This window comes from Bradyrhizobium cedriense, from assembly GCF_054602315.1.
Map to the genome: position 1 here is coordinate 613,108 of NZ_JBTSWB010000004.1, position 26,123 is coordinate 639,230.

Genomic DNA, 26,123 nt, shown 5'->3' on the forward strand with positions numbered 1-26,123 from the left:
CGCGGACCTCCAAACATGGCGATGCAAGTCGTATCAACAGGGCCTTTGGCAGAGGCGCGGATCGAGGCCTACGCTCCGGAACAATCGCTGCTGGTTGCCTCTTTATTGAGCATGTCGGGAGGCTTCCTCGATGCCTTTACGTGGTTGTCGCTCGGCGTCTTCGCGAGTTCGCAGACCGGCAATGTCGTCTTCTTCGGGATCTATTCACTATCAGGGCAATGGCAGCCGGCGCTTCACCATCTGCTTCCGATAGCGGCCTTCGTCCTGGGGGCGGTGGTGGCGGTCCGCACCAGGGCGGCGCTACGCTGTCTTGTCGGAGAGATCGCCTGCCTGGCGGCGGCGATGCTGTTGCTTCATCGTGTTCCCGATCAGATCGTCATCCTCGGAATCTCCTTCGGCATCGCGTTGCAGTCGGCCAGCTTCAGGCAGGTCGGGCACTGGAAGTATCTCTCGGTCACCGTCACCGGAAACATGCTCCGCGCCATCGACCAGTCTGTTGCGACGTCCGATCGCGATGCGGCGTCCGGCGCCGGGACCATGCTTACGCTCTGCGTGATGTTCCTGTTGGGGGCTGTCGCCGGCGGCTGCGTGACCAGGTGGTTCGGAACCTGGAGCCTCGCTCTGCCGATCGCATCGTCGGCATGCGTTCTCTGGATCTGTCGCAAGCGAACCCATTCGCACTGATGCCACGCCGGCTCGTCGCCGACTGAGTCACCCGCTATTTCGGCAAAGGGGCGTTCGTTTGCGAAGGCGGCTGCATCGTGCGCTACGTACACTTTCGATCAGTACCGTATGTCACGAGAGGCAGGGATGACCGCCCGCAAAGAGCCGACAGCCTGGGTAAAGTGAAACTTCCAACGGACAAGCTCTGGGGTATGGCTGCGATTCTCGAGGGTGACGATACCCAACGGCCGGTTGCACGCGCATCGGCAATCGCGAGGCGAGCGTGAGCGAAAGGGAGACTGTTCGATCACGACTGATGGCCCGCACGGCGCGGACCTGCCTTGCGCTATAGCGGAAAGAACAAAGGCGCCGTCTCCGGCGCCTTTCGTTGCGGTCTCTCGTTGAACGGCTTCATTCAGGACTTCGGCATGACGCCCGGGCTGTTGTCCGGCCATTGCGCGATCAGCTTCTCGTCGATGTTGAAATGTTGAGCGACGAGCTTGGGCGGCGTGTGCGTCAGCCAGTTGGTGAGCGAGACCTCCTCGTAGCGGGGCGCGCGAAACACGCCGACGAACTGCAATTCGGTGTCGCCGACATTCTCGACGTAGTGGCCGAGATTGCGCCGAACATAGCCGATGTCGCCGGCCGAGAAGTCCGTCGTCAGCGCGTTAGGGCCGGTGTCGAACACCGTCATCCGCGCCTTGCCCTTGATGTAGTACTGCCACTCGTCGGCGTTAGGGTGCCAGTGCATCTCCCGGACCGCTCCCGGCGGCATCGTCACCAGGGCCGCTGCGATTGTGGTGGACACCTTGAAGTTGCTGCTGTCGGCAACGCGGATGCTTCCGGCAGGGCTCTCCTTGACCGGCGTCGAGCTGCCGAGCGTGTGGACGAAGGGGTAAGGCGGCGCTTCGGCGTGCCTGGCGACTGCGGCGCGATCGGCGGCGAGATCGCCGGGCAGCGTCCCCTGGAAGATCCAGAGATTGTGCAGCGGGATCTTCGCGAAGGCCTCGGCTGGGACACCGAAGTTCTTCGCCAGAACCTCGGGCGGGGTATGGGCGAGCCAATCCGTCACCAGCAGCGTGTTGAACTCGTTGGCATGGCCGTCATCGAAGCAGATCACGAATTCGCAGCCGTCGGGACCCAATCCCTGCAGCGAATGAGGGGCGCCCGGTGGGAAATACCAGAGGTCGCCGGCTTTGACGTCGGCGATATAGGGGCGACCCTGGGTGTCGAGCACCGTGATGCGGCAGGTGCCGTAGGTCATGATCGCCCATTCGGCGGCCTGATGCCAGTGCAGCTCGCGGATGCCGCCGGCGGACAGCCGCATGTTGACGCCGGAGATCTCCTTGGAGATGGCGAAGTCCGCGACGGTGACCTGACGGGCCCAGCCGCCATTCTGGATGCGCTTCGGCGCATTGTTGAACGAGGCCCAATCCATCGGCTGACCCCCGACGTCGGTCGCGGGCGGGGTCTGCGCCGATGGGAATTGCTTGGACAGCGCGGGATTCTGCGGACCGGGATCGGTCAGGCTTCCCGGACTCTTGGCGTTTACGGCACCTTGCGGTGGCTCGTCCGGATTGCCGAAGCTTGCGGCCTGCGCACTTGCGCCGACCATGGCGGCGCCTGCCGCGGACATGGCCAGCAAGTCACGTCGTGAAAACATGTTGGGTCGCTCCTGAAATTCGTCGAAAGCCCCCCATGGCGCAGGGGCTCCCACCGCAAACATTAGCTTCCGGTTGTCGTTTCAGCTTCCGCGAACGGCGTTCTTTTTGCCGGAATGCATGGCTGCTGCGGCCGACCAGCCCGCTCCCGACGTGTGCAATTGCGAAATTCGGCTTCGTTTTGAAAAGACGGCTCTGCCCGCGTGCCCCTTAACTGGCGTGAGAACTGCCACACCGAGAGATATCGAGATGACCACGAAATCGGTTCGTCCCTATAGTGAGCCCGCCGGCGGTTGGGGTGCGCTCAAGGCGCTCAGCGAGGCCCTTCTGGTGCAACGGGCGCCGCTGAAGGGCGCGGCGACGCTGAGCCGGATGAATCAGCCGCAGGGCTTCGATTGCCCCGGCTGCGCCTGGCCCGATCCGAAGCACACCTCGTCATTCGAATTTTGCGAGAATGGCGGCAAGGCGGTCGCATGGGAGACGACATCGAAGCGCTGCACGCCCGAATTCTTTGCCGAGCATACCGTCACGGAGCTCGCGCGCTGGAACGATTACGATCTTGAAATGGTCGGTCGGCTCACCCATCCGATGGCTTACGACGCCGCATCCGACCGCTATCTCCCTATGGAGTGGATCGATGCGTTCGACTTGATCGGACGAGAGCTCAGGGCGCTGCCGGATTCGAACATGGCGGAGTTCTACACGTCCGGGCGGACCTCCAACGAAGCCGCCTTCCTCTATCAGCTCTTCGTGCGCGAATACGGCACCAACAATTTTCCCGACTGCTCGAATATGTGCCATGAGGCGACCAGCGTCGGCCTGCCGCACTCGCTCGGCGTCGGCAAGGGTACCGTGCTGCTGGAGGATTTCGACAAGGCCGATTGCATCTTCATATTCGGCCAGAATCCCGGCACCAACAGCCCGCGGATGATGACCAGCCTGCGCAATGCGGCCCGGCGCGGCGCTTCCATCATCTCTTTCAATCCGTTTCGTGAGCGGGCGCTGGAACGTTTCCAGGCGCCGCAGAGCCCGGTCGAGATGATCACGCTGAGCTCGACGACGATCAGCTCGAAGCTGTTCCAGGTGCGCGTCGGCGGCGACGTCGCTGTCCTCAAGGGGATCATGAAGATCGTGGTCGAAGCCGATGAGACTGCCCGCGCCGCCGAGCAGCCGGAGATCCTGGACTGGGATTTCATTCGCGGTCACACCGTTGGCGTTGAAGCCCTGATCGACGACCTCAAGCGCACGCAATGGCCTGATATCGAACGTCAGTCCGGTCTGACGCGTGAGGACATGGAGTATGCGGCTGGTGCCTATATGAAGGCCGAGCGCGCCATCCTCGTCTACGGCATGGGCATCACCCAGCACTGGCGCGGCGCGAACAACGTCCAGCAGATCGCCAATCTCGCGCTGTTGCGCGGCAATGTCGGACGCGAGGGCGCCGGCGTCTGTCCCGTTCGCGGTCATTCCAACGTGCAGGGCGATCGCACCGTGGGGATCACCGAGGTTCCCAAGGCAGACTTCCTTGAGCGCCTGGAGCAACGCTTCGGCTTCAAGCCTCCGGCCGCGGCGGGGCACAACGTCGTGACCGCGCTGGAGGCGATGATCCGCGGCGAGGTGAAGGCCTTCTTCGCGATGGGCGGCAATTTCGCGGCGGCCATTCCGGACTGGCAGGCGACCCAGGCGGCGCTTGGCAAGCTCGATCTGACCGTCCACGTCTCGACCAAGCTCAATCGCAGCCACCTGATTCATGGCCGCGCCGCCCTGATCCTGCCCTGCCTCGGACGCACTGAGATCGATGTGCAGGCATCGGGGCCGCAGTCGATCACGGTGGAGGATTCGATGTCGATGGTGCATGCGTCCGGCGGCCGCAACAAGCCGGCGTCGGAGCACCTGCTCAGCGAGGTCGCGATCATCGCCGGCGTCGCCAAGGCGACGCTGGGCGAGCACACGGTGGTCGATTGGGACGGCTTTGTCGCCGACTACGATCGCATCCGCGATGCGATCGAGGCTGTGTTCCCGATCTTTCAGGGCTACAATGCCCGCATCCGCGTGCCCGGCGGTTTCCATCTCACCTCGACCGCGCGCGAACGCATCTGGGCGACGCCGTCGGGCAGGGCGAACTTCCTGGTCTATCCCGGTTGCGGCGAGGATCCGCCGCAAAGCGATCCCGATTTCCTCTGGCTCACCACCATACGCAGCCACGACCAATACAACACCACGCTCTACTCGATGTCCGACCGCTACCGCGGCGTGTTCGGCCAGCGCGACGTGGTCTTCCTCAACGAGTATGAGCTGAAGAAGCGGGGGTTGGCCGACGGCGATCGCGTCGACCTGATAACCGGATCGACCGATGGTGCCGAGCGGATCGTGCGCAACTTCCGTGTCGTGGCCTATTCCTTCCCAACCGGCTGCTGTGCCGCCTACTATCCGGAGACCAATCCGCTGGTCCCGCTCTATGCCCGTGACCCCCTCAGCTTTACGCCGTCGTATAAGGGCGTCCCGATCCGCCTGGTGCGTTCGGCCGCTACGGGAGAATAGCGGCAGCGCTGGAACGGTCACGTTTCGGCTTGGAGGTCGAAGCGCGGCGAGACTGCCGCGGCGGCGGTCGGCAGGGTGAACCAGAAGCGGGCGCCGCCATTCGCGCCATGGCCTTCGGCGCCGATCCGGCCGCCATGCGCTTCGACGATCGACCGGCAGATGGGCAGTCCCATGCCCATCCCGCTCTCCTTGGTCGTGAAGAAACTTTCAAAGAGCCGGTCGACATGTTCGGCGGCGATGCCGGGACCGTTGTCTTCCACGGAGCAGCATAACGTGGTCGCGTCCAGCGTGACCGTGCTGATGACGATCCGGCGATCGTCATATCCGGCCTGGGTCATCGCCTGCACCGCGTTGATGGCCAGATTGACGATCACCTGCTGGAGCTGGGTGCGGTCACCGAGCACCCGCGGCGCGTTCGGGTCGGGCCGGTGCACGATCGTCACCGCGCGGGATTCGAGCTCATGCCGGAGGAAGAGAAGCGCTTCCCGAACGATCTCGTCAAATGTCAGGGATGCCTGTTCCGGGGCCCTCCGGGAAGCCATTCCGTGAACGCGCGCCACGATGTTCGCCGCCCGCTGCGCATCTAGGACGATGCTTTCGATGGCCTTGCGGATCTCGACGATATCGGGAGTGGGCCTATTCAGCCATCGCAGTCCGGCGGCACCATTGGTGGCAATGGCTGCGAGGGGCTGATTGACTTCATGTGCGATCGATGCGGTGAGCTCGCCGAGCATCGAGACCCGCGCGGCATGCGCGAACTCGGCCTGTACTTGCTGGAGCTTCTGCTGGGCGCGAACACGCTGTGAGATGTCGATGGTGCCGACCAGGCTGATTTCGAGATCGTTGATGGGGCCGACCCGGGCCGTCGTGAAGAGAACGTCGACGACGCGGTCGTCCCACGTGACCATCTGGGTCTCTTCCTCGAAGTTCGTCTCGCCGCGATAACGGGACTCCATGGCTCGCCTGAACGTGTCGGGACGCTCCTTCCAGGTCTCGGCCATGGAACGTCCGACATAATCGTTGACGCCGCCGCCAAACATCTCGATGGCGCGTTCGTTGGCCTCTTGAATCGTGAGCGCATCCATGCAGGTTCGGAGGAATTCAGGATGGCTGTCGAAATAGGCACTGAGGTCCTTGACGCCTTCGGCGCGCAATTTGCGGAACAGCACGACCATCCTGCTGGCATCGAGCTGCCGGAATGCGATCGGCATGCGGGTGAACAGCTGGCGGTATCGCTGCTCGCTCCGCTCCAGCTCGGCATTGGTCTTCTTCTGCGCGGCGATGGTCAAACTGATCACCACAAGCGAAGCGGCAATAGAGGCGGCGAATGCGATCGCGGTGAAGCTGAAGCCGAGCAGGGAGGAAGTAAACGACAACAGACTCAGGGCAACACTACCCCAGGCCCATAGCGGAGCCCCGTCCCGAAGGGGCCGGCCCGCGAGTACACGGCGCCACCATCGCTGGGGCTTTGCGGGGATTGCCCCATCCACGGGTTCGATCGTCATCCGAAAGATCTAGCGCGCCGCCCAACAGTCGTCTTTTGCAATGTCGCAGATACTTTGTCAAAAAGCACGGGGCTGCGATCCGGCTGGTCGCTGGCTGCGAGCCTAGACATCGCTGCTGTTGGTTCGGTCACGCCGAACCGTTCTTCGAACGCGGCGACGTTGACGATGCCGCGGCGGTGGGTGCCGTCGCCGATCTTGCGGACGCCCTCCCAGGCTTCGACCTCGAACAGCACGCTCTTGGCCTCGACCGCGACGACCCGCGCAATCGCGCGCACGGTGTGGCCGACCGGTGTTGCCGCGAGGTGGCGGATATTGACCGTCATCCCGACGCTGACATGGCCTGCGGGCAGGAACGGCTGAACCGCCGATCCGGCGGCCATTTCCATGTGCAGGATCATCATCGGCGTGCCGTAGACTTCAGGCATTCCGGGGACCACGTGGCCGACCGTCATCTCGGGCGAGACGGTCACCAGTTTTTCGGCGATCATGCCGGTCGTCAGTTTCTCAAGCGGATTCATGGTTCAATTCCGTCTCTGCTTCGGTCGTGGATGGGGTGGATGTCTTGGCTGCCTGGGGCTTGCGTCCTGTGAACCGGTTACCGAGCCTATCGAGATAGAGATAGACGACCGGCGTGGTGTAGAGCGTCAGGATCTGCGACAGCATCAGGCCACCCACGATCGTGTAACCGAGCGGCTGTCGCAGCTCGGCGCCGGTGCCGGAGCCGATCATCAGAGGCACGCCACCGAGCAGTGCAGCCATCGTCGTCATCAGGATCGGACGGAAGCGAAGCGTGCAGGCCTGATAGATCGCTTCCTCGGGGCTGAGCCCGTGCCGTCGTTCCACCTCGAGCGCGAAATCGACCAGCATGATGCCGTTCTTCTTGACGATGCCGATCAGCAGAATGATGCCGATGATGGCGATGACGCTGAGATCCATGTGGACGACCAGCAGGAGCAGCAGCGCGCCGATACCCGCGGAAGGCAGTGTCGACAGGATCGTGATCGGATGGATCAGGCTCTCATAGAGTACGCCGAGGATGATGTAGATCACGATCAGTGCGGCCCCTATCAACAACGGCGTGCCGGACAGGGAGGACTGAAACGCCTGGGCGTTACCCTGGAACGACGCCGACAGCGAGGCGGGCTTTCCAGTGTCCTTCTCGATCTTCTGGATCGCCGTCACCGCATCGCCCAGCGCGACGCCTGGCCGAAGATTGAATGAGATCGTCACCGAGGGAAACAGGCTCTGGTGATTGATCAGGATGGGCGCAGGCTTGATGACGGCGTGGACCAGCGTGCTGAGCGGGACCTGCTGCCCGCTGGCCGAGGTCAGGTAGATGTCCTTGAGTGCCTCTGGTCCATACTGGAAGCGCGGATCGACCTCCATCACGACATGGTACTGGTTCAGCGAGGTGAACATGGTGGAGACGATGCGCTGGCCAAAGGCATCGTCGAGCGCATTGTCGATCGTCGTGGGCAAGATGCCGAAGCTCGAGGCGACCTCGCGATTGACGGTGACCTCCAGCCGTGGGCCGGCATTGGCCTGGTCGCTTGCGACGTCGGTGACGAGGTCGAGCGCGCGCAGCTTCTCAAGGAAGATCGCCGACCAGTGGGTCAGCTCGCTGGAATCGGCATCCGTCAGCGTGTACTGATACTGCGTCTTCGACAGGCGCGCGCCGATTGTGATGTCCTGCGCAGCTTGCATGTAAAGCGTGATGCCCTGGATGTGAGCCAGTCGAGGGCGCAGCCGGTTGATCACCTGGTCAGCGCTCGCCTTGCGCTCCGGTTTCGGCTTCAGCACGATGAAGATGCGCCCCTGGTTGAGCGTCGCTGTCGGGCCGCCCGGACCGATATAGCTCGCCACCGACTGGATGGCGGGATCCTTTGAGAGGACGTCCACGATCGCCTGCTGGCGTTCGGACATCGCGGGGAAGGAGATGTCCTGGGCAGCCTCGGTGATTCCGACGATCTGTCCGGTGTCCTGCTGCGGGAAGAAGCCTTTCGGGATGATCACGTAGAGATAGCCGGTCAACGCGATGGTCGAGAGCATGACGAGCAGCGTCACGAAGCGATGTCGTAAGACGACGCGCAAGCCCCGCGCGTAAAGCGCAAGGACGGCATCGAAGCCGCGTTCGAACAGCAGATAGATGCGGCCGTGCTTCCTTCGCGAACCATCCTTCAGAAGGCGTGCGCACATCATCGGCGTCAGGGTCAGCGAGATGATCAACGACAGCAGCAGAGCGGCGGTAATGGTGACGGCGAATTCCTGGAACAGCTTGCCGACGTATCCGCCCATCAGGAAGAGCGGGATGAACACTGCGATCAGCGACAACGTGATGGAGACGATCGTGAAGCCGATCTCGGCGGAGCCCTTGAGTGCCGCCTCGATCGGCGTCATGCCCTGCTCGAGATGCCGCACGATGTTCTCGATGACGACGACCGCATCGTCGACCACGAAGCCGACGGCGATCGACAGTGCCATCAGCGAGAGGTTGTCGAGGCTGTAACCGAGCACGTAGAGGACTGCGAACGTTCCGATCAGCGCCAGCGGAACTGTGATCGCTGGAATGACGGTGGCCCAGAAATTCCGCAGGAACAGGAATATGACCATCACCACCAGGGCTACCGTCAGCAGCAGCGTGAATTGAACGTCGGAAACCGCAACGCGAATCGTGGCGGTGCGATCGGCGGCGATCGTCACTTTGATCGCCGGCGGAACGGAGGCCTGCAGCTGCGGCAGCAGCTTCTTGATTCGGTCGACGGTCTGGATCACGTTGGCGCCGGGAACGCGCTGGACCGCGAGGATGACGGCACGCTCCTTGCCGTACCAGCCGGCCAGAAGATCGTTCTCGGGTGCCTCGATCGCCGTCCCGACGTCGCGGATTCGCACCGGCGAGCCGTTGCGATAGGCGATGATGAGGTCTTCGTAAGCGGAGGGCTTCAGCAGCTGGTCATTGGTGTTCAGCGTGTAAGTGACGCGCGGGCTGTTGAACGTGCCCTTGGGCAAGTCGACATTGGCGCCGGCGATGACGTTGCGGACGTCTTCGAGACCGATGCCGCGGGCAGCAAGCGCCTGCGGATTGACGCGAACACGGATCGCGGGTTTCTGCTGGCCGCCGATTCCGACGAGGCCCACGCCCGGCACCTGCGAAATCTTCGGCAGCAGGATGTTTTCCGCATAGGCATCGACCGTGGTCAGGGGCAGCGAGTCCGACGTTAGTGCGATCAGCATGATCGGCGTCTCCGCCGGATTCACCTTCCTGATCGTCGGCGGGTAGGGGATGTTTGGCGGCAGGAAGGGGCTGGCGGCATTGATCGCGGCCAGCACGTCCACCGCTGCGCTGTCCACCGTACGCGACAGCTCGAACTGCACCGTGAGCTGGGCCACGCCGAGCGCGCTGGACGAGGTGAGCTGGGTGATGCCGGGAATTTGGCTGAGCTGCTGTTCGAGCGGCGTGGCGAGTGACGAGGCGATGGTGCCCGGATCGGCGCCGGGCAATTGCGCCGAGATCTGGATCGTCGGGTAATTGACGTTCGGCAGTGCCCCGACCGGCAGCAGTGGATAGGCCGCAAGGCCGCACAGCAGCAAGCCGGCCATCAGCAGGGCGGTTGCGATCGGCCGCAGGATGAAGGGCGCCGAGAGGTTCATGGGATCGCGTCCTGCACGGCGCTCTGTAAGTCGGCTTCCTGCGCAGCTTTGCCATGCAATTCCCGGACGCGGCTGCCTTCCGTCAGCCGATACTGGCCGTCGACAACGACCACGTCACCTGACTTCAGCCCTTGGTCGATCAGCGCCTGGCCATCACTGATCTGTGCGACGTGAACAGGGCGCAAGGTGGCCGTCTGGCTGTCGGTCACGACATAGACATAGCTGCCGTTCGGGCCCTGCTGCACGGCCGAGCCCGCGACAGTGAGCGCGTCTTTCTGAATTTCGAGCAGCAGGCGCGCGTTCACAAGCTGGCCCGGCCAAAGCCGGCGCTCACGATTCGGGAACACCGCCTTGAGCTGGACGGTGCCGGTCGTCCCCGCGATCTCGTTGTTGACCAGCAACAGCGTGCCTTCGTCGAGCTTCATCTTGTTGTCCTGGCTGTAGGCAATGACCTTCAGCGGTCCCTTCGCAGCGTGCGCCTGGATTGCGGGCAGGTCAGTCTGCGGCAGGGTGAACAGCAGCGAGATCGGTTCGATCTGGGTGACGACGACGAGACCATTGGGATCGGTCGGATGGATCACATTGCCGACATCGATCTGGCGGACGCCCGTGATGCCGGGAATGGCCGACGTCAGGCGCGTGTAGCTGAGCTGGACGTTGGCCTGATCGATCAGCGCCTGGTCGGCCTTCACGGCGGCCTTGAGCTGCGCCACCTGCGCCGTTTGCGTCTCGATCAGTTGTGGGGTCGCGTAGCCTTTGTCGCCAAGCTGATTGTAGCGTGAGAGATTGGCCTCGGCGTTCACGAGCTGCGCCTGGTCCCTGTCGCGGTTGGCCGTCAGTTGCTCGATCTGTGCTTCGTAGGGACGCGGGTCGATCTGGGCAAGCAGGTCGCCGGCCTTAACGGCTTGTCCTTCAGTGAAGGCGACCTTGACGATCTGCCCCTGGATCTGGCTGCGCACGACGTCGGTGTTGTAAGCGATAACCGTGCCGATGCCGCGCAGATAGATCGGCACGTCCTTGCCGGTGACGGTGGCTGCGACGACCGGCACGGCAGCGGGCACCGGCGCGGCCGCCGCGGGCGGCCTGTAGTCGCTGCTGTGGAACCAGAGGCCTGCGCCGATCAGGATCGCGGCGAGAGCAACCAGCGCAAGGGTGAGGTTCCGTTTCACGGTGATGGTCCTTCTTGATCTCAGGGATTGCCGGAAGCGTTGATTGAATTTGTGCTGCCCATGGAGGTAGGGCCGGGCACCGGCAGGGACGGACTGATTCCGGCGCCGCCGAGCTCGGTGGATCCGAGCGGAATCCCGACGCGCCCGACCGTCGACATCGAGGGAGGCAAGGCTGGTTGGGTCGTCGTACCGTCGGAGCAGCCGAGTGACGGGCTTCCGGAGAGTCCGCCGCCGTCAAACAGGGCTCCCGACGATCCGGGATTTTCTGGAAGGGGGCAGTTCGTCATTCCTTGCGAAGGACTGATCGGGGATACGCCGGGTGTGGCGATTTCGGTCGAGCCCAGCGGAATGCCTTCAGGCCGCGTGGAGCCCAGGTTGAGCGGCGAGGTTGCAGACATGCCGACAGGAGGCAGCGTCGTCGGCAGCGTCGTTTGCGCATTTGCCGCGGCCGGGATCAGCCATGTCAGGCTAGTTGCGAGCGCAACGCCCAGATGCATCGATGCAAATCGGCGGCATTTGAAGCGGTTCAGTGAGAGCTGTTCTCGCATGGGCTGCTCCGGATCCTTTCATTCGTGCGGAACGGTAGGGAGCGGCCGGCGTGCCGGTATTCCCTGAACGCACGTCCCGCTGTCTGGCCGCACGATAGAAAGCTATCCACCTCCGGGATCATTGGGGCCCCTTCCGAAGCAGTCGCTTTGCCTCGGACACTTCCCGGCGGCACGTGGCGATGTCGCTGGAACGGTCCGCGGCGCGCGCGCGGTCGAGGGCATCGAGCGCGAACCGAAGGTACACTCCGCTCGCGCCTTCCGCCTGCGCCAGCGATCGTGGCGTGGGCTGACGACCGCGCAGTGCATCGAGGCCTTCCGGGCTCCAGCCATGTGCGCCGGCATTGTTCTCAATTGCGGCGTCCAGCTGTGCCTGGACACGTCCGATCGAATTCTCGCAGGACGCTGCACGAGCTGGGAATGGCGTCTGCAGGAGGATTATAGCGGCGGCTGCAATCCGAATGAGTGAATTCGATGTCATCGTCGATCCTTCGTGTCGCTAGCGAAGCCTTTCTCGAATGACAGGACTGATACGCGCCGTCTTTCGCTTGCGAACGTCGGCTGCTTTGCATGCGCACGAGATCGTGCCATCAAAGAAACCGGAGTGTGAGTTCGATCAGAGCTGCGGCCGATGATTCCCGGCGTGCGAAGTGGCAAGGGCCGTTATTTGCCGAAATACGCAGGCAAGCGGCCAACCTAGTGTCGCGTCGTTCCAACCCGGAGTGATCCCGACATGAAGCACCTCAACGCAGGTCTCGCCTTTGCTGCAGCCCTTTCCCTGTCCGCGAGCGTCGCTCCGGCGCATGCGGAACCCCTTAAGAACATTGTCCTGGTGCACGGCGCCTGGGTAGATGCGTCCGGCTGGAAGCCGGTCTACGAGATTCTGACCAAGGAAGGCTTCCGCGTGACCATGGTGCAGGAGCCTGAGACCTCGTTCGCCGACGATGTCACGGCGGCCAAGCGCATTCTCGATCTCCAGGACGGCCCGACGCTCCTCGTCGGCCACAGCTATGGCGGTTCGATCATCACCGAAGCCGGCGTTCACCCCAAGGTCGCCGGTCTCGTCTACGTCGCCGCGCACGCCCCCGACGTCGGCGAGGATGAATCGGCGCTCGGCAAGAAGACGCCGAGCGTGCTCGGAAAGACCGAGGGCGTCATCAAGGTCACGCCCGACAAGTTCACCTATCTCGATCCCGTGCAATTCCCGAAGCTGTTCGCACCCGATCTGCCGCGTGAGCGTGCCGAGTTCGTGGCACGCTCACAGGTCCCGGCCGCGGCACAGGTGTTCAGCACTCCGCTGACGGCGGCTGCGTGGAGGTCCAAGCCGAGCTGGGGCATCGTTGCCGGCGGCGACCAGATCATCAATCCCGAACTGGAGCGCTGGTACTACGAGCGGGCCAAGAGCCACACCACGGTGATCCCGGGCGCGAGCCACTCGGTCTACGAGTCGCATCCCAAGGAAGTGGCGGCTGTGATCACACGAGCCGCACGCAGCATTGATCAGCCAGCGACCCGCTGACGACGTGTTTGCCGGTCCTGACGCACGGCCGGTGAAAAGAAGGGCGGCGGGAGAGACAGCACTTCCGCCGCCCCGATTATCCCATCCGGAGAATTCCCATGAGCGCGATCGAGACGACCAGCACCAGTCGCGGACTGGACCGCGACAGTGAGGCGCGCCGAGGAGCTAACGCGACGACGGTCTGGCAAACCAACCGCGCCGCGCGCGATGCCCGCATCGCCGCAGGCGCCAGGCATGCCCGCGGCAAGGTCGTCGATGCACACGACGTCACGCGCCTGCTGGAGGCCGTGATCCGGCCTGGCGACCGAGTTTGCCTGGAGGGCGACAACCAGAAGCAGGCGGATCTCCTCAGTCGCGCGCTGCTGGCGGTCGATCTCTCCAAGGTCAGCGATCTGCACATGGTGCAGTCGGGTGTCGTTCTGCCCGAACATCTGGACCTGTTCGACCGCGGCGTTGCGAAGCGGCTGGATTATGCCTATTCCGGACCGCAATCGGCACGCATCGCGCGCATGCTGTTCGGCGGCAAGATCGAGCTGGGCGCGGTCCACACCTATCTCGAACTGTTCGCACGCTACTTCATCGACTTGACGCCGCACGTCGCGTTGATTGCCGCTGTCAGCGCCGACTGCGAGGGAAATCTCTACACCGGTCCGAACACCGAGGACACGCCGACCGTGGTGGAGGCAACCGCCTTCAAGGACGGCATCGTGATCGCCCAGGTCAACGACATCGTCGAGAGGGTTCCGCGGGTCGACATCCCGGCGGACCGCGTCCACTTCATCGTCAAGGCGGACAAGCCATTTTTCGTCGAGCCGCTGTTCACGCGCGATCCGGCCGCGATCACCGAGGGACAGATCCTGACCGCGATGCTCGCGATCAAGGGCATCTATGCTCCCTATGGCGTGCAGCGGCTTAATCACGGCATCGGCTTCAGTACGGCCGCGATCGAGCTCCTGCTGCCGACCTTCGGCGAGCGGCTTGGCCTCAAAGGCCAGATCGCAACCCATTTCGCTCTGAACCCGCATCCCGCACTCATTCCCGCCGTCGAGTCCGGCTGGGTCCGGCAGATCCACTCGTTCGGTTCGGAGGTCGGCATGGACGACTACATCCGCGCCAGATCCGACGTCTACTTCACCGGTCCCGACGGCTCGTTGCGCTCCAACCGTGCCTTCTGTCAGACCGCCGGGCTCTATGCCTGCGATATGTTCATCGGCTCTACGTTGCAGATCGATCTGCAGGGAAATTCGTCGACCGTCACCACCTCGCGCATTGCAGGCTTCGGCGGCGCCCCGAACATGGGAGCGGATGCCCGCGGGCGGCGTCATCCGAGCGAGCCCTGGCTGAAGGCCGGAGCGGAGGCCGATCCCGACGGCTCGGCCCTGATGCGCCGTGGCCGCAAGCTGGTCGTGCAGATCGGCGAGACGTTCGGCGACAAGAACGTGCCGCTGTTCGTCGAGAAGCTCGACGCGATCGAGCTTGCCGAGAAGCTGAAGCTCGAGCTCACGCCGGTCATGATTTATGGCGACGACGTCACCCACATCGTGACCGAGGAGGGCGTGGCCAACCTGTTGCTGTGCCGCACCGCGCAGGAGCGCGAACAGGCCATCCGCGGCGTTGCCGGCTACACCGACGTCGGCCGCCGGCGGGATCACGGCATGGTCTCGCGCCTGCGCGAGCGCGGTGTGATCCGCCGGCCGGAGGATCTCGGCATCAATCCGCTCGACGCGGATCGCAGTCTGCTGGCGGCGCGCTCGATCAAGGATCTCGTGCGCTGGTCGGGCGGACTCTACGCGCCGCCGTCGAAATTCAGGAACTGGTGAGGACGAGCAATGGAAGATCTTAGGTTTGAGCACAGCGTTCGCACCAGGGCCGGCGGCATTAGGCGGAGCGCAATCGTTGGCGTCGTCGCCTCGGGTAATCTGGAGGTGCTGGTGGAACGCGTCCTCCCGGATGCGGAATGCGCCATCGAGATCAGGACCGCGGCAGTCGGCTTCGGCGAGGTCTGGACTGCCGTAATCGGTGATTTCGTCGAGCGCTATTCGCCCGGCGGGCTGAGATTCTCGATCAATGACGGCGGTGCGCGCCCGGATACGGTCTCGCTTCGGTTGGCACAGGCGGTGCGGTTGATCACGGAGAACGGCCAATGACCGCACCACTCAAGGACGACACACCGGCCGAGCGCGCCCGCAACACCAGCTTCTACGAAGCGTCGGCCCGCATGCGGCTGGAGTTGCTGCTCGACGCCGGCAGCCTCGTCGAGTTCATCGGTCCGGAGCAGCGCGAGGTCAGTCCGCATCTGAAGATTTTTGATCTGCCCGAGCAGTTCGACGACGGCATCGTCGTCGGCCATGGCCGCCTCGATGGCTCGCCGATTTTCGTCGCCGCACAGGAGGGCCGTTTCATGGGCGGCGCCTTCGGCGAGGTCCACGGCGCCAAGCTGACGGGGCTGCTCCGCGCCGCGCGCCAGATCGGCTCGATCCCCGTGCTGATCCTGTTCGATACCGGCGGCGTCCGGTTGCAGGAAGCCAATGCCGGCGAGCTCGCGATCGCTGAGATCATGCGCGCTGTGATGGAGGCGCGCAGCGCCGGCGTGAAGGTCATCGGGCTGATCGGCGGGAGGTCCGGATGCTATGGCGGTGGCGGCCTAATCGCAGGCTGCTGCTCGGCTCTCGCCGTCTCGGAGCCCGGGCGCATCGCTGTGTCGGGTCCGGAAGTCATCGAGACCAATCGCGGCGTCGAGGAGTTCGACTCCCGCGACCGCGCGCTGGTTTGGCGCACCATGGGCGGCAAGCATCGCCGGCTGCTCGGCGCCGCCGATGTCTTTGCCGATGACAATGTGCAGGATTTTCGCGAGGCCGCGCTGGAGCTGCTGGGCCTGATCGGACCTTTCGGCCTCGACAGCTTGAAGGCAGAGCAGCAGCGGCTTGCCGACCGGCTAAGCCGCTACGGCGCCTGCTTGGATGCCGTCGACATCTGGGCGGCGCAAGGCATCGCGCATGCTGAAGCGGTTCCGGAGCTGCCGGCCGATCAGTTCATTACGCTCGCCGACAGGATCGGGAGGACCAGCCGTGACGCTCGATGACATTCTCGCCTCGCTCTTCCCCGACGGCCATGAGATTGAGAACGACAAAGGCGTCCTTCTCGGCTCGGCGACGCTGCGATGCGGCGACAAAATGCTCGTCCTCGGTGTCGCGGATCGAACCGCCTTGGGCGTCGACGAGGCGATCAGATTGTCCGGCCATCTCCTGGAATCGATCGGGCGAGACTCTGGGCCGATTCTGGTGCTCGTCGACAGCGACAGCCAGCGCATGAGCAAGCGCGACGAGTTGCTCGGGCTGAACGAATTCCTGGCGCATCTGACGAAGGTGCTGATCCATGCGGACCTGAATGGCCGCCCGACCATCGGCCTTCTGTACGGTCACTCGGCCGCCGGTGCCCTGCTTGCGACGGGTCTTGCAACCCGCGTGCTGGTCGGGTTGCCCGGCGCTGATCCCGCGGTGATGGATCTGCCGTCGATGGCGAAGGTCACCAAGCTGTCGATCGAGGCGCTGCAGGAGAAGGCGAAGTCGACGCCGGTGTTCGCCCCGGGACTGTCCAACCTCGCACAGATGGGCGCCGTTCACATGACATGGAGCAATGCCACCTCGCTCGCCGACCAGCTGGAGGCGTTGCTCGCCGACATGCCGGCCTTGCAGGATCGGCGGGATGCGCTCGGCAAGGAGCGTGGCGGGCGGCTCAAGGCCGCCGATATCGCGGAGCGCGTTCATGACCTCGCCCTGCAAGCACGGTGAGCGCCCACCGGGTCGTCACGACCTCGTCTTCGTCAGCCCCGCGGGATGGCGCGAGATGTTGGACGCGCGCCACGATCTCACGACCGATGCGCTAGTCGTACGTTGGGCCAAAATGGGATGGCCGACGATCAGGCGGCGCCCTCTGCCATGCGAGGCAAGCGGCCTAGCTTTAGGCCTGCCCTTGCCGCCCTCGGCCGGCAAGAAGCGGATCTCCCTTTTGGTTGATATCGACCGCGTCGCCTCGGTCGCGAGACCGCCGTCGCTGCGGCAGGCGCGGGCCTACGCGCCGCGCAGCTGGTGGCCGACGCTCGACCGGCTCGACATGCTGGCGCGTCGCCGTGCGGTGGACGCGCGCGTGTTCGGCAGCCTGGCCTGGCAATCGTTGACCGGGCTCGACTACGTCACCAGTCACTCCGATCTCGATGTCCTGTTCGAGTTTCGCCGCGAAACCGACATCGATCGCTTCGTCGCCGATGTCGCCGAGATCGAGGTCGATGCGCCGATGCGGCTCGATGGCGAGTTGATGGGCGCCGACGGCGCCGCGGTCAACTGGCGCGAACTTCACGGCGGCGCACGCGAGCTTCTGGTCAAGAGCATCGAGCGCGTGGTCCTGCTCGGCAGGCATCAATTCATGTCGGGAGCGATGGGATCATGATCACCAACGCCGCAAGAGGCGTGGAACGGCCGGTTCTGCGCCGGGCGCAGATCGCGCCCGATCTCTCCGCCATCGGCACCGTCGCTGCCGATTGCCTCGTCAAGGAGCTCGAAACCTGGCCGAAGCCGGGGCTCGTGAGCCATGTCGACAACGGCAGTCACGATGATATGGATGCGGGCACGTTTCGTCGCAGCGCTGCGGCGATCAGGCCCTATCTGCAGCGCCTGGCCGATGCGGGCGCGCTCGGCTGCGGCATGGGGCGGCTGCGGATCATTGGCCTTGAGGCGGAGCGCGCCATGCTGGCGGCAACTGCGGGGATCAACACGCACCGTGGCGCGATCTTCGGGCTTGGCCTGCTCTGCGCGGCGGCCGGCGCGAAAGCCGGCGGGTTGGTCGATCCCGGGCTTCCGCTTGGCGATGTCGTGGCCCGCCTGTGGGGCGACAGCATACTCGATGGTCCGGTGTTGCTGCACAGCCATGGCAGCGTGGCCCGCCGCCGCTTTCGCGCGGGCGGTGCACGTATCGAAGCCGCGAAGGGATTTCCCAGCGTCTACGGGATCGGCTTGCCCGCCTTGCGCAGAGCAGCTGTCGTTGTGAAGGATACGGAGGCCGCCCGGGTCGAGGCATGCTTTGCCCTGATCGCATTCGTCGAAGACACCAACCTGCTGCATCGTGGTGGGCTCGACGGCCTTCACTTTGCACATGATGCGGCGCGCCGCTTCATCGCTTCGGGCGGCGTCAGCGCATCCGGCTGGCGTGCGCGGGCGCAGTCGATCCACGAAAGCTTCGTCGCCCGCCGTCTCAGCCCGGGTGGATCGGCCGATTTGCTTGCAATGACGCTCTTCGTCGACGCCCATGAAAGGCCGGGTCCATGATGTCCAATGCGATTGTGATGGCGCTGGTGCCGGTCTTCTTCGTTCTGTTGCTGGGCTATGCCGCCGGAAAATTTCATATCGTTGACAATCTTCACGTCGACGCCCTCAACGCACTGGTGATGGATTTTGCGCTGCCGGCCTCGCTGTTCGCGGCGACGGCATCGGCGTCGCGCCGTGAGATGATCGAGCAGGTCCCGCTCTTCCTGGTGCTCGGGGTGACGATGCTGCTGCTCTATCTCGCTTGGTATTTTGCCGCACGTGGGTTCTCTAATGTCGCCCGGTCGGAAGCATCGCTACAGGCGTTGACGATTGGCTTTCCGAATCTCGCCGGCGTGGGCCTTCCGATCATGACGTCAGTCGTGGGGCCGGCCGGCACGGTGCCGGTTGCCGTCGCATTGGCAGCGGGCTCGATCCTCATCAGTCCGCTGACCCTGATCATGGCGGAAATAGGCGTCGCCAAGGCTCGCGGTGAGCAAATGGCGGCGCGGCAGGTCCTGACGGCAATTCGACGCGCGATCACCAAGCCGGTGGTGCTCGCGCCCGCGCTTGGCATCCTGTTTTCGTTGTCGGGTGTGAGCCTCGACGCGTTGGCCCATGCGAGCCTCGCGTTGATTGGAAGTTCGGCTGCCGGCGTCGCCCTGTTCCTCACCGGAGCCATTCTGTCGGCACAGTCGTTCCGGCTGGATTGGAAGATCGTTGCTGCGACGGCGGCCTCGGACGTCGTTCGACCGCTGCTGGCCGTTGCGGTCATTCACGTCATTCCGATCGCGCCTGATCCCGCGAAGACGGCCATTCTGCTTGCCGCGGTGCCCTCGGGCTTTTTCGGCATCCTGTTTGCCGTCAACTACCGGCTGGATTCCGCAAGGGCAGGGTCCATGGTCATCGCCAGCACTGGATTCAGCGCCGTGAGCCTGGCGATCGCGATCGCACTGCTGTTTCCTCGTTAGGCCGCCACCATGACGCTTGCGATCCTCTGCGCAGGGCAAGGCGGCCAGCATCCGGACATGTTCGCCCTCACGGGCGGCGCGCCGGAGGCCGCGCAGCTGTTTGCGCATGCGGCGGCATTGCTCGGTGGCAGCGATCCGCGCGAATTCGTCCGCGATGAACCCGATGAAACCCTGCACCGCAACCGTGCCGGTCAGATTCTCTGCACCTTGCAGCCGCTCGCCGCAGCGTGTGCGCTTGCAGATGTCATTCCGCGTGGCGTCATCATTGCCGGCTATAGTGTCGGCGAAGTCGCGGCCTGGGGTGTCGGCGGCTTGTTCGATGCGACCGCCACGCTCGATCTGGTGGCGCGCCGCGCCGAGGCCATGGATGCGGCCACGCGCGCCGGTGACGGACTGATCTTCGTCCGCGGTCCTTCCCGGAACGAGGTCGATCGTCTTTGCGAACGCCACGGCGCAGCGGTCGCCATCGTCAATCCGGGCGATGCCTTTGTCATCGGAGGCGGCCGTGAGGCGCTAAGCGAGTTTGCCAGAGACGCGCGGGCGATGCACGCTAGGATCGTCGCGTTGCCGGTTGAGGTTGCCTCCCACACCGAGCGGCTTGCCGTGGCATCTACCGTCTTTCGTGAGACATTGCGCGAGGCGTCGATGATATTCCCGCCGAGGAGCGGAGTGCGCATTCTGAGCGGAATCGATGCCGCTCCGGTCGTCTCGCGCGAGACCGGTCTCGACAAGCTCGCAGCGCAGATCTCGCAGACCGTGCAATGGGCCGATTGCCTGCAAGCCTGTGTCGAAGCGGGCGCGACGGGGTTTCTCGAGCTCGGGCCGGGACATGCGCTGAGCGGCATGGTTGCGGAAATCGGGGCGGGACTTCCGGCTCGCTCGTTCGATGATTTCAGGAGTCTTCAGGGCGTCCGCGCCTGGGCTGCGCGCCACCTGAGCACCTAGCGCCGCCAAGTTCTGAGATGATGCCGTCTATCGTGTCCCGCTGTAAAACAAAAAGGGGGCCGTCCTTTGGGGGAGGACGGCCCTTAGATGCTCGTATGCCCAGGGAGGAGGGAGGCTCGAGCGGTGACTTGGGGGGCTTAGTCACCTAACGCACACAGCATCGCCGATCCCGCGGCCGAAGTATTTCGCGAACCCCGGCTGTTTCTCATTTCGCATGATTTTCGAGAGGTCTGCGGGCTACATGCACGACATGACCTTGCATATCGAAAGCCGGATCGCCGCCTTTGAGCCTGGACGAAGCCGACGCGTTCCGGCTGGCGCAGGTCCAGCCTGCGGGCGTGTCACCCGCGTTGCGGACTACGGCGCGTGGCCTGCCAGCGCCTCTTCAAGGCAGCGGATGATCTCGTCACCGCTGGAGGGCTTGCCGAGATAGCAATGTGCGCCTGCGGCCATCACGCGCTGGCGCACGTTTTCGCTCGGGAATGCCGTCATGAAGATGATCGGGAAATGGCGGCCGGCGGCAATCAGCCGGGCCTGCAATTCATCGCCGGTGATAACTGGCATCTGGACGTCGGCGATCATGCACGCCGGATCTTCTCCCGGTGCGTGCCGCAGGAAATCCACGCCGGATTCGTAGGCCTTGGCCTCGTAGCCGATCGAGCGTACGAGGCTCGCAAGCGACGCGCGAACGCCTTCGTCGTCGTCCACGATCGCAATCACCGGGGTTTTGGCCATTGGCACACAATCCTGACCGCGGTGTTCCGCAAGGAGAGCATCTCCCTTTGCGCGGCCGATGACACCTTATATGCACCTGGGGCAGCCGGACCGGAATTATACTCAGGTTTGGTCCGTAGTCCTGCGGGTCTGGGAAACCCCGAGCGCCTCGGCTTTGCGGACGAGGTCTGCCAGCGACCGGACCCCCATCTTGCGCATGACGTTCCCGCGGTGGATCTTGACCGTGATCTCGCTAAGGCCGATCCGGGCGGCGACCTGCTTGTTCATCAGGCCGGCCGTGACATGGCCCATCACCTCGCGCTCGCGCGCCGTCAGGGTCTCGTACTGGGCGCGGATATCGTCTCTGGTCGCGGCTTCGGCACGGTGTTGCGCGTCGCGCTCGAGCGCCGCCGTCACCGCATCGAGCATGTCCTGGTCGCGAAACGGCTTGGCGAGGAAATCGACCGCGCCGGCCTTCATGGCACGCACCGACATCGGGATGTCGCCGTGGCCAGTCATGAAGATGATGGGATGTCTGATGCCCTGCCGGACGAGCTGGCTCTGCAGGTCGAGCCCGCTCACGCCGGGAAGGCGGACGTCCAGCACGATGCAGCCGGGGCAGTCCGGCAGCAACCCACCGAGCAGTTCGGCGGGCGATGCGAACAGGAGCGTCTCGAGCCCGACGGAACGGAACAGGCTATCGAGCGAGGCGCGGATCCCTGCGTCGTCATCGACGATGATGACGACCGAGTTGAAGGATTGGGCAGGTGGTTGCACTTGGTCTAGTCGTGTCATGGTCTGGGGTGTTCTTGGCTGTACGGCAGTGTCAGGCGGAATGTCGCGCCCGCGCCGGGCGCGCTCTCCACCGACAACTGGCCGCCGTGAGCTTCCACCGTCGTCCGGCAGATCGCAAGTCCCATGCCCATGCCATCGCGCTTGGTCGTGAAGAACGGATTGAAAAGGCGCGGCAAGTCTTCGGGCTGGATGCCGGGGCCGCTGTCCTGTACCGCGATGGCGAGACGCTCGTCGTCGAGGGCACTGGCGCGCAGCTTGACGGTTCGGGAACCAGGCTGGCCCGACATGGCCTGGCCGGCATTGACAAGCAGATTGACGAGCACCTGCTGAAGCTGGATCCGGTCGCCGCGGACCGGCTTCAGGCCCTGCTCGACCTCGAAGGTGAGGAGGACGTCGTCATTGGCGAGCTCCCGCTCGACCAGAAGGGCCGCTTCTTCGACGATCTCGGCGATATCGAGACTGCCGTGCTCGACCGGCGCCTTCTTCAGGAAGGTTCGGATGCGCGCCACGATCTCGCTGGCACGGCGGCCTTCCGCGACGACCTGGACGATGGTGGCCCCGACCTCGTCCAGATCGGGGACCTCGCGCCGCAGCCAGCGCAGGCCGGCCTCGCCGCTGGTGACGATCGCCGCCAGTGGTTGGTTGACCTCGTGGGCAATGGAGGCGGTGAGCTCGCCGAGGGTGGCGACGCGTGCGGCATGTGCGAGCTCCGCCTGAGCCGCGAGCAAGGCATCCTGCGTCTGCCGGCGCTCGGTGATGTCAACGACGAAGGCGAGCACGTTGCGATCACCGTCTGGCCCGGAGGGAAAGGTGATCGTGAACAGCACGGGAACCTTGCGGCCATCGAGCCTGACCAGCTCGGTCTCGCCTTCGTAGAATGGCTCGCCTTCCGCGAAAGCGGTCAATGCCCCGAGGAAACTTCGGTCGTTCTCGCCGAGAAGCAGGTCCACATTCTCTATAAAGGCCGCGGCGTCGTTTGCCCCTGCCATCTTCAGCAGGGCCGGATTGAGGTCAGTGATTTTGGCGAGCCGGCGGGCTTGCCGGACGAAGTCGGGATGTTGCGTCAGATAGTCACGCAGGCCGATTCCTGCTGGCCCCAGCGATTGCAGCGCGGCCCGCAGATCGCTCCAGTCTTCTTCGACCACGCCGATCCGGCTTGCGTCGAACATCCGGCGGTATCGCTGCTCGCTCTTCATCAGCGCGCTGTGCGCGGCGACACGGTCGGTGACGTCGGTATGAGTTTCGAGCACCCCGACCGGCCTGCCGAGACGGTCGTGCTGCAGGGCCCATCGGGCATCGACGGTGAGCACGGCTCCGTCTTTCGTCCGCTGCTGCACGCGGCCTTCCCATCGGCCGGTGTCGAGCAGGCCGGCTTCGATGACCTCGCGCCGATCGGGATATGTGGTGCGCAGAAGGCTGTCAGCCAGCTGCCCGAGCGCCTCGTCGGCCGACCAGCCGTAGGCCTGCTCGGCGGTCTTGTTCCAGAAAGTGATCACGCCGCCCCGATCCCTTGCGAAGATCATGTCATGCGAAAGGTTGAGTAGGCGCGCCTGCGCCGCCAGGTGCTTCGTCGCCGCTTGATTCTGCAGCGCCAGCAAGGTCGTGATCCCGATCGCTGCAAGGCTCACCAGTGCGCGAACGGCGGGCGAGGCGAAGCTCTCCAGATCATGCGACAGGACATAGGCTACAATCGTCAGGACCACACAGCCGGCTGCAGCAACGATCGTATCGTCGCGCCGGTTGGTCTTGGCCGCGAGCAGGATCGCGACCACATAAAGAACCGCGACCGCTCCCTCGAGCGGGGTCAGCACGTCAACCAGAAAAACCGCGACGGCGAGGATGGCGGACCACAGCCGCAAACCAACGTGGCTCATGGATGAACCCGTGGTCTGATCATGACTCGTCATATGTCGCTTGAAGTCGTTCTTCTCATGCCGCCGGCGTTGATGCCGCGATTTGCTCGCGTCCACAACATCCAGTCGCACGATTTTCGTGCTCTTGTGGAAGACTTGTCGGACGGCACAATCCGGCGAAAGCGCCGGCAGGCGGCGTTCTCCAGAAAACCCAGGGAATTCGAGTGACTTCGCCGGCGACTGCTCCCGAAAAAGCGCGTCAACTTACCGCAGACGCATCGCCCCACGGTGCTGATCTCCCCGCGTGGCCAGAAGGTGTCGCCTCGGTGCGCTCACCATCCGAACATGCTGCGATCATACCTAGGTATGATGCGCTCAACCCGAGAATCTATCGACGCACCCGCGCGTAGAATGGATCGCGCCGATCGCCGAATTACTCTGCCGCCATGACATTCGGACAAGCCAACCAGGCCTGGCCGGATCGAAAACGGGACAAGGAGATTCGACGATGTCGCTGCAGATGTCACGCTCACAGACGGTTAGAGATCATGGCGTTCGCGCGATCGATATCTCGGCAATCGATCGCGATCCGCTCGGGCTGTCCAGACTTCCTGACCGCTTCGACGAAGACGGAACGATGTTGTCCTTCGTTCATCTGGACGTCGCCTTGGCGATCGAGAAGAGCGCGGCAAACGTCGAGCGATCTGCCGCTCCCGGACCGGGCCTCAGGGTCTCCGCAAAACTCCTCGCGGAATCGCTTCCTGAGAGCGAGCGTGCGATTGCAGCATCAGAATCGATCGATCCGGTCGTGCGGCGCCTGTCGGATGCGCTCGCGGCGACCGAAGCCCAGCACGATGTCCATTCCGCGATCATGGCCGATGCGCTACGGCTTGCGATCCTCACCCGGACGTTCAGCCGACGGGCGTGTCGCACACCGGCCGAGCTTGACCCGATTGAAAGTGTTCGCGAGGAGAATGCTGGCCGGGTCGTGCGGTCGCTGCAGAGTTGGCGCCTCAAGCGCGTCCTGCAATATATCGACAAGCATCTGAGTGCCAAAATGACGCTGCAAGAGATGGCCGGCGTCGCCGGGCTGAGCAGGATGCATTTCGCTGCGCAATTCCGCGCGGCCACCGGCGTTCGGCCCCACGAATATCTGCTGAGGCGTCGCATCGAGCGCGCCCAGGAACTGCTCAAGCAGGCCGAAGTCACTCTGGTCGATATCGCCTTGACCGTAGGTTTCCAGACCCAGGCGCATTTCACGACGGTGTTCAAGCGCTTTGTCGGCGATACGCCGTATCAATGGCGCAGCGCCTATCTCGCTCAATCCATGCCGCTGCCGCGTCCAGGAGCAGGCCTGTCATGAACTATATCGGAGTTCAAGCCCTTCTGCCGCTCGCGAGCATTCATTTGATGCTGACGCATGCTGAACTTATGGGAATGATTGAGCTTGTCCGCGCTCTTGGCAATTCGTGCCGCCTGGCTGCTTGGGGACCGGGTTCAAGTGTCATCTACGCCCGTTTCACTCTGGATTTCTTTAGGGTGCTCCGGCAGGAAATCGATGAACGCGCACGCGGGCGTCTCATACCAGTTCTCCAGATCGGCAATTCCTGAATCGCAAAGACAGCAAAGCCGCCCCGGCTTCGATATCGGGGCCGATGCGGTCTCTGTCGGCCACACCGGTACCCTTCGCCGGGAGACGCGTCGCGAGGTGAGCCCAACGCGGCCGAGGCAGAGGCGGCTGAAGGCTTCGCCGTTGCCGACGGGGATGGCCGGCGGCGGCGCAGCTTCCAAGGCGTGCACGCCGCGCTTGATGGCCAACCGCGAACTGCGCGAGGAATGGCCCAACCGATGAAGTCGCCGGCGACATCCGCCGGCATCCTCGGCGTGCCGATGAGCTCCAACGCTCGGTGAGCGCGGCTGGCTCGTTCGGGGCCAAAATTGCGCGCAGGACGGCCGCAATCGATCGAGATTGAAGGTCCGAGCGGCCAGCTCAGGCATCGCGACCTTAGACGACAGCCGTACAAACGAAATCAAGCGGCTTCGAGGGCATTTCCGAAAGCCGCGAACAACAGCAATATGAAGTGATTTCAGTTGGTTAGATGGCCTTAAACGCCCTTAGACAAAGGGGGATTCCGCTCCAAGCTGCAGACGAGGGTCGGATTCCCTTCGCCCGTTCCAAGCCGCCTGCCGTCGAATGTTTGTGCGAGCCGAAGTGACGCGCGCACCGTCGTGCGTTGCGCCAAGTTTCCAATATATTAGCCTCCAACTGCCGGCATGCCCTGTTGCCTTGGCTAAGC

General features: G+C 64.0%; 22 protein-coding genes and 1 pseudogene. 14 read left to right on the top strand and 9 right to left on the bottom strand.

Annotated features, from left to right (window positions below; genetic code table 11):
• Positions 1 to 15: 15 nt before the first annotated feature.
• Positions 16 to 684 (top strand): YoaK family protein, encoded by a 669-nt coding sequence (locus ACYCVF_RS19505; protein ID WP_459599016.1) that lies wholly within the window; start codon positions 16 to 18, stop codon positions 682 to 684.
• Between the two features lie 394 nt (positions 685 to 1,078).
• Here ACYCVF_RS19505 and ACYCVF_RS19510 read toward each other — a convergent pair whose 3' ends face one another.
• A complete protein-coding gene (locus tag ACYCVF_RS19510) occupies positions 1,079 to 2,326 on the bottom strand; it encodes an oxalate decarboxylase family bicupin (protein ID WP_459599018.1) in 1,248 nt (415 codons plus the stop codon).
• Positions 2,327 to 2,573: 247 nt separating this feature from the next.
• Here ACYCVF_RS19510 and ACYCVF_RS19515 point away from each other — a divergent pair, with 247 nt between their 5' ends.
• A complete protein-coding gene (locus ACYCVF_RS19515; RefSeq protein ID WP_459599020.1) occupies positions 2,574 to 4,865 on the top strand; it encodes an FdhF/YdeP family oxidoreductase in 2,292 nt (763 codons plus the stop codon).
• Positions 4,866 to 4,882: 17 nt separating this feature from the next.
• Here ACYCVF_RS19515 and ACYCVF_RS19520 read toward each other — a convergent pair whose 3' ends face one another.
• The 5 genes and pseudogenes from ACYCVF_RS19520 to ACYCVF_RS19540 form a co-directional block, all read right to left on the bottom strand.
• Positions 4,883 to 6,370, bottom strand: coding sequence for a sensor histidine kinase (locus ACYCVF_RS19520; RefSeq protein WP_459599022.1), 1,488 nt, complete (start codon positions 6,368 to 6,370; stop codon positions 4,883 to 4,885).
• 110 nt (positions 6,371 to 6,480) lie between these two features.
• A pseudogene (locus ACYCVF_RS19525) lies at positions 6,481 to 6,888 on the bottom strand (thioesterase family protein); the annotation flags it as partial.
• On the bottom strand, positions 6,875 to 10,018 hold the full coding sequence (locus ACYCVF_RS19530) for an efflux RND transporter permease subunit (RefSeq protein WP_459599024.1): 3,144 nt from the start codon (positions 10,016 to 10,018) through the stop codon (positions 6,875 to 6,877). The pseudogene ACYCVF_RS19525 and the gene ACYCVF_RS19530, both read right to left, overlap by 14 nt.
• The gene (locus ACYCVF_RS19535) at positions 10,015 to 11,187 is read right to left on the bottom strand and encodes an efflux RND transporter periplasmic adaptor subunit (protein ID WP_459599026.1); all 1,173 of its coding nucleotides are present in this window, start codon (positions 11,185 to 11,187) and stop codon (positions 10,015 to 10,017) included. The genes ACYCVF_RS19530 and ACYCVF_RS19535 overlap by 4 nt, the downstream gene beginning before the upstream one ends.
• A gap of 20 nt (positions 11,188 to 11,207) precedes the next feature.
• A complete protein-coding gene (locus ACYCVF_RS19540; RefSeq protein WP_459599028.1) occupies positions 11,208 to 11,735 on the bottom strand; it encodes a hypothetical protein in 528 nt (175 codons plus the stop codon).
• Between the two features lie 730 nt (positions 11,736 to 12,465).
• On the opposite strand from ACYCVF_RS19540, the gene ACYCVF_RS19545 reads away from it, so the two are divergent.
• From ACYCVF_RS19545 to ACYCVF_RS19585, 9 genes are all read left to right on the top strand, one after another.
• On the top strand, positions 12,466 to 13,251 hold the full coding sequence (locus ACYCVF_RS19545; RefSeq protein WP_459599030.1) for an alpha/beta hydrolase: 786 nt from the start codon (positions 12,466 to 12,468) through the stop codon (positions 13,249 to 13,251).
• Positions 13,252 to 13,349: 98 nt separating this feature from the next.
• Entirely contained in the window at positions 13,350 to 15,071 is a 1,722-nt protein-coding gene (gene mdcA, locus ACYCVF_RS19550) for a malonate decarboxylase subunit alpha (RefSeq protein WP_459599032.1), read from the top strand.
• A 9-nt stretch (positions 15,072 to 15,080) separates the two neighbouring features.
• Entirely contained in the window at positions 15,081 to 15,398 is a 318-nt protein-coding gene (gene mdcC, locus ACYCVF_RS19555) for a malonate decarboxylase acyl carrier protein (RefSeq protein ID WP_459599034.1), read from the top strand.
• Positions 15,395 to 16,333, top strand: coding sequence for a biotin-independent malonate decarboxylase subunit beta (locus tag ACYCVF_RS19560; RefSeq protein ID WP_459599036.1), 939 nt, complete (start codon positions 15,395 to 15,397; stop codon positions 16,331 to 16,333). The genes mdcC and ACYCVF_RS19560 overlap by 4 nt, the downstream gene beginning before the upstream one ends.
• Positions 16,320 to 17,042 carry a biotin-independent malonate decarboxylase subunit gamma gene (mdcE, locus tag ACYCVF_RS19565; protein WP_459599038.1) on the top strand — a complete coding sequence of 241 codons (723 nt, stop codon included), beginning with the start codon at positions 16,320 to 16,322 and terminating at the stop codon, positions 17,040 to 17,042. The genes ACYCVF_RS19560 and mdcE overlap by 14 nt, the downstream gene beginning before the upstream one ends.
• A complete protein-coding gene (mdcG, locus tag ACYCVF_RS19570; RefSeq protein ID WP_459599040.1) occupies positions 17,017 to 17,697 on the top strand; it encodes a malonate decarboxylase holo-[acyl-carrier-protein] synthase in 681 nt (226 codons plus the stop codon). Before mdcE ends, mdcG begins: the two co-directional genes overlap by 26 nt.
• Entirely contained in the window at positions 17,694 to 18,572 is an 879-nt protein-coding gene (gene mdcB / locus ACYCVF_RS19575) for a triphosphoribosyl-dephospho-CoA synthase MdcB (RefSeq protein ID WP_459599042.1), read from the top strand. Before mdcG ends, mdcB begins: the two co-directional genes overlap by 4 nt.
• Entirely contained in the window at positions 18,569 to 19,519 is a 951-nt protein-coding gene (locus ACYCVF_RS19580) for an AEC family transporter (protein ID WP_459599044.1), read from the top strand. The genes mdcB and ACYCVF_RS19580 overlap by 4 nt, the downstream gene beginning before the upstream one ends.
• A 9-nt stretch (positions 19,520 to 19,528) precedes the next feature.
• On the top strand, positions 19,529 to 20,464 hold the full coding sequence (locus tag ACYCVF_RS19585) for an acyltransferase domain-containing protein (protein ID WP_459599046.1): 936 nt from the start codon (positions 19,529 to 19,531) through the stop codon (positions 20,462 to 20,464).
• 357 nt (positions 20,465 to 20,821) lie between these two features.
• Here ACYCVF_RS19585 and ACYCVF_RS19590 read toward each other — a convergent pair whose 3' ends face one another.
• The 3 genes from ACYCVF_RS19590 to ACYCVF_RS19600 form a co-directional block, all read right to left on the bottom strand.
• Positions 20,822 to 21,199 carry a response regulator transcription factor gene (locus ACYCVF_RS19590; RefSeq protein WP_459599048.1) on the bottom strand — a complete coding sequence of 126 codons (378 nt, stop codon included), beginning with the start codon at positions 21,197 to 21,199 and terminating at the stop codon, positions 20,822 to 20,824.
• 102 nt (positions 21,200 to 21,301) lie between these two features.
• Positions 21,302 to 21,973 (bottom strand): response regulator transcription factor, encoded by a 672-nt coding sequence (locus ACYCVF_RS19595; protein ID WP_459599050.1) that lies wholly within the window; start codon positions 21,971 to 21,973, stop codon positions 21,302 to 21,304.
• Positions 21,970 to 23,571 (bottom strand): PAS domain-containing sensor histidine kinase, encoded by a 1,602-nt coding sequence (locus ACYCVF_RS19600; protein ID WP_459599052.1) that lies wholly within the window; start codon positions 23,569 to 23,571, stop codon positions 21,970 to 21,972. Before ACYCVF_RS19600 ends, ACYCVF_RS19595 begins: the two co-directional genes overlap by 4 nt.
• On the opposite strand from ACYCVF_RS19600, the gene ACYCVF_RS19605 reads away from it, so the two are divergent.
• The 3 genes from ACYCVF_RS19605 (at position 23,551) to ACYCVF_RS19615 (ending at position 25,437) form a co-directional block, all read left to right on the top strand.
• On the top strand, positions 23,551 to 23,853 hold the full coding sequence (locus tag ACYCVF_RS19605) for a hypothetical protein (RefSeq protein WP_459599054.1): 303 nt from the start codon (positions 23,551 to 23,553) through the stop codon (positions 23,851 to 23,853). The two genes, ACYCVF_RS19600 and ACYCVF_RS19605, sit on opposite strands and share 21 nt — an antisense overlap.
• A 481-nt stretch (positions 23,854 to 24,334) precedes the next feature.
• Positions 24,335 to 25,189 (top strand): helix-turn-helix domain-containing protein, encoded by an 855-nt coding sequence (locus ACYCVF_RS19610; protein ID WP_459599056.1) that lies wholly within the window; start codon positions 24,335 to 24,337, stop codon positions 25,187 to 25,189.
• Positions 25,186 to 25,437, top strand: coding sequence for a hypothetical protein (locus ACYCVF_RS19615; protein WP_459599058.1), 252 nt, complete (start codon positions 25,186 to 25,188; stop codon positions 25,435 to 25,437). Before ACYCVF_RS19610 ends, ACYCVF_RS19615 begins: the two co-directional genes overlap by 4 nt.
• Positions 25,438 to 26,123 lie beyond the last annotated feature (686 nt).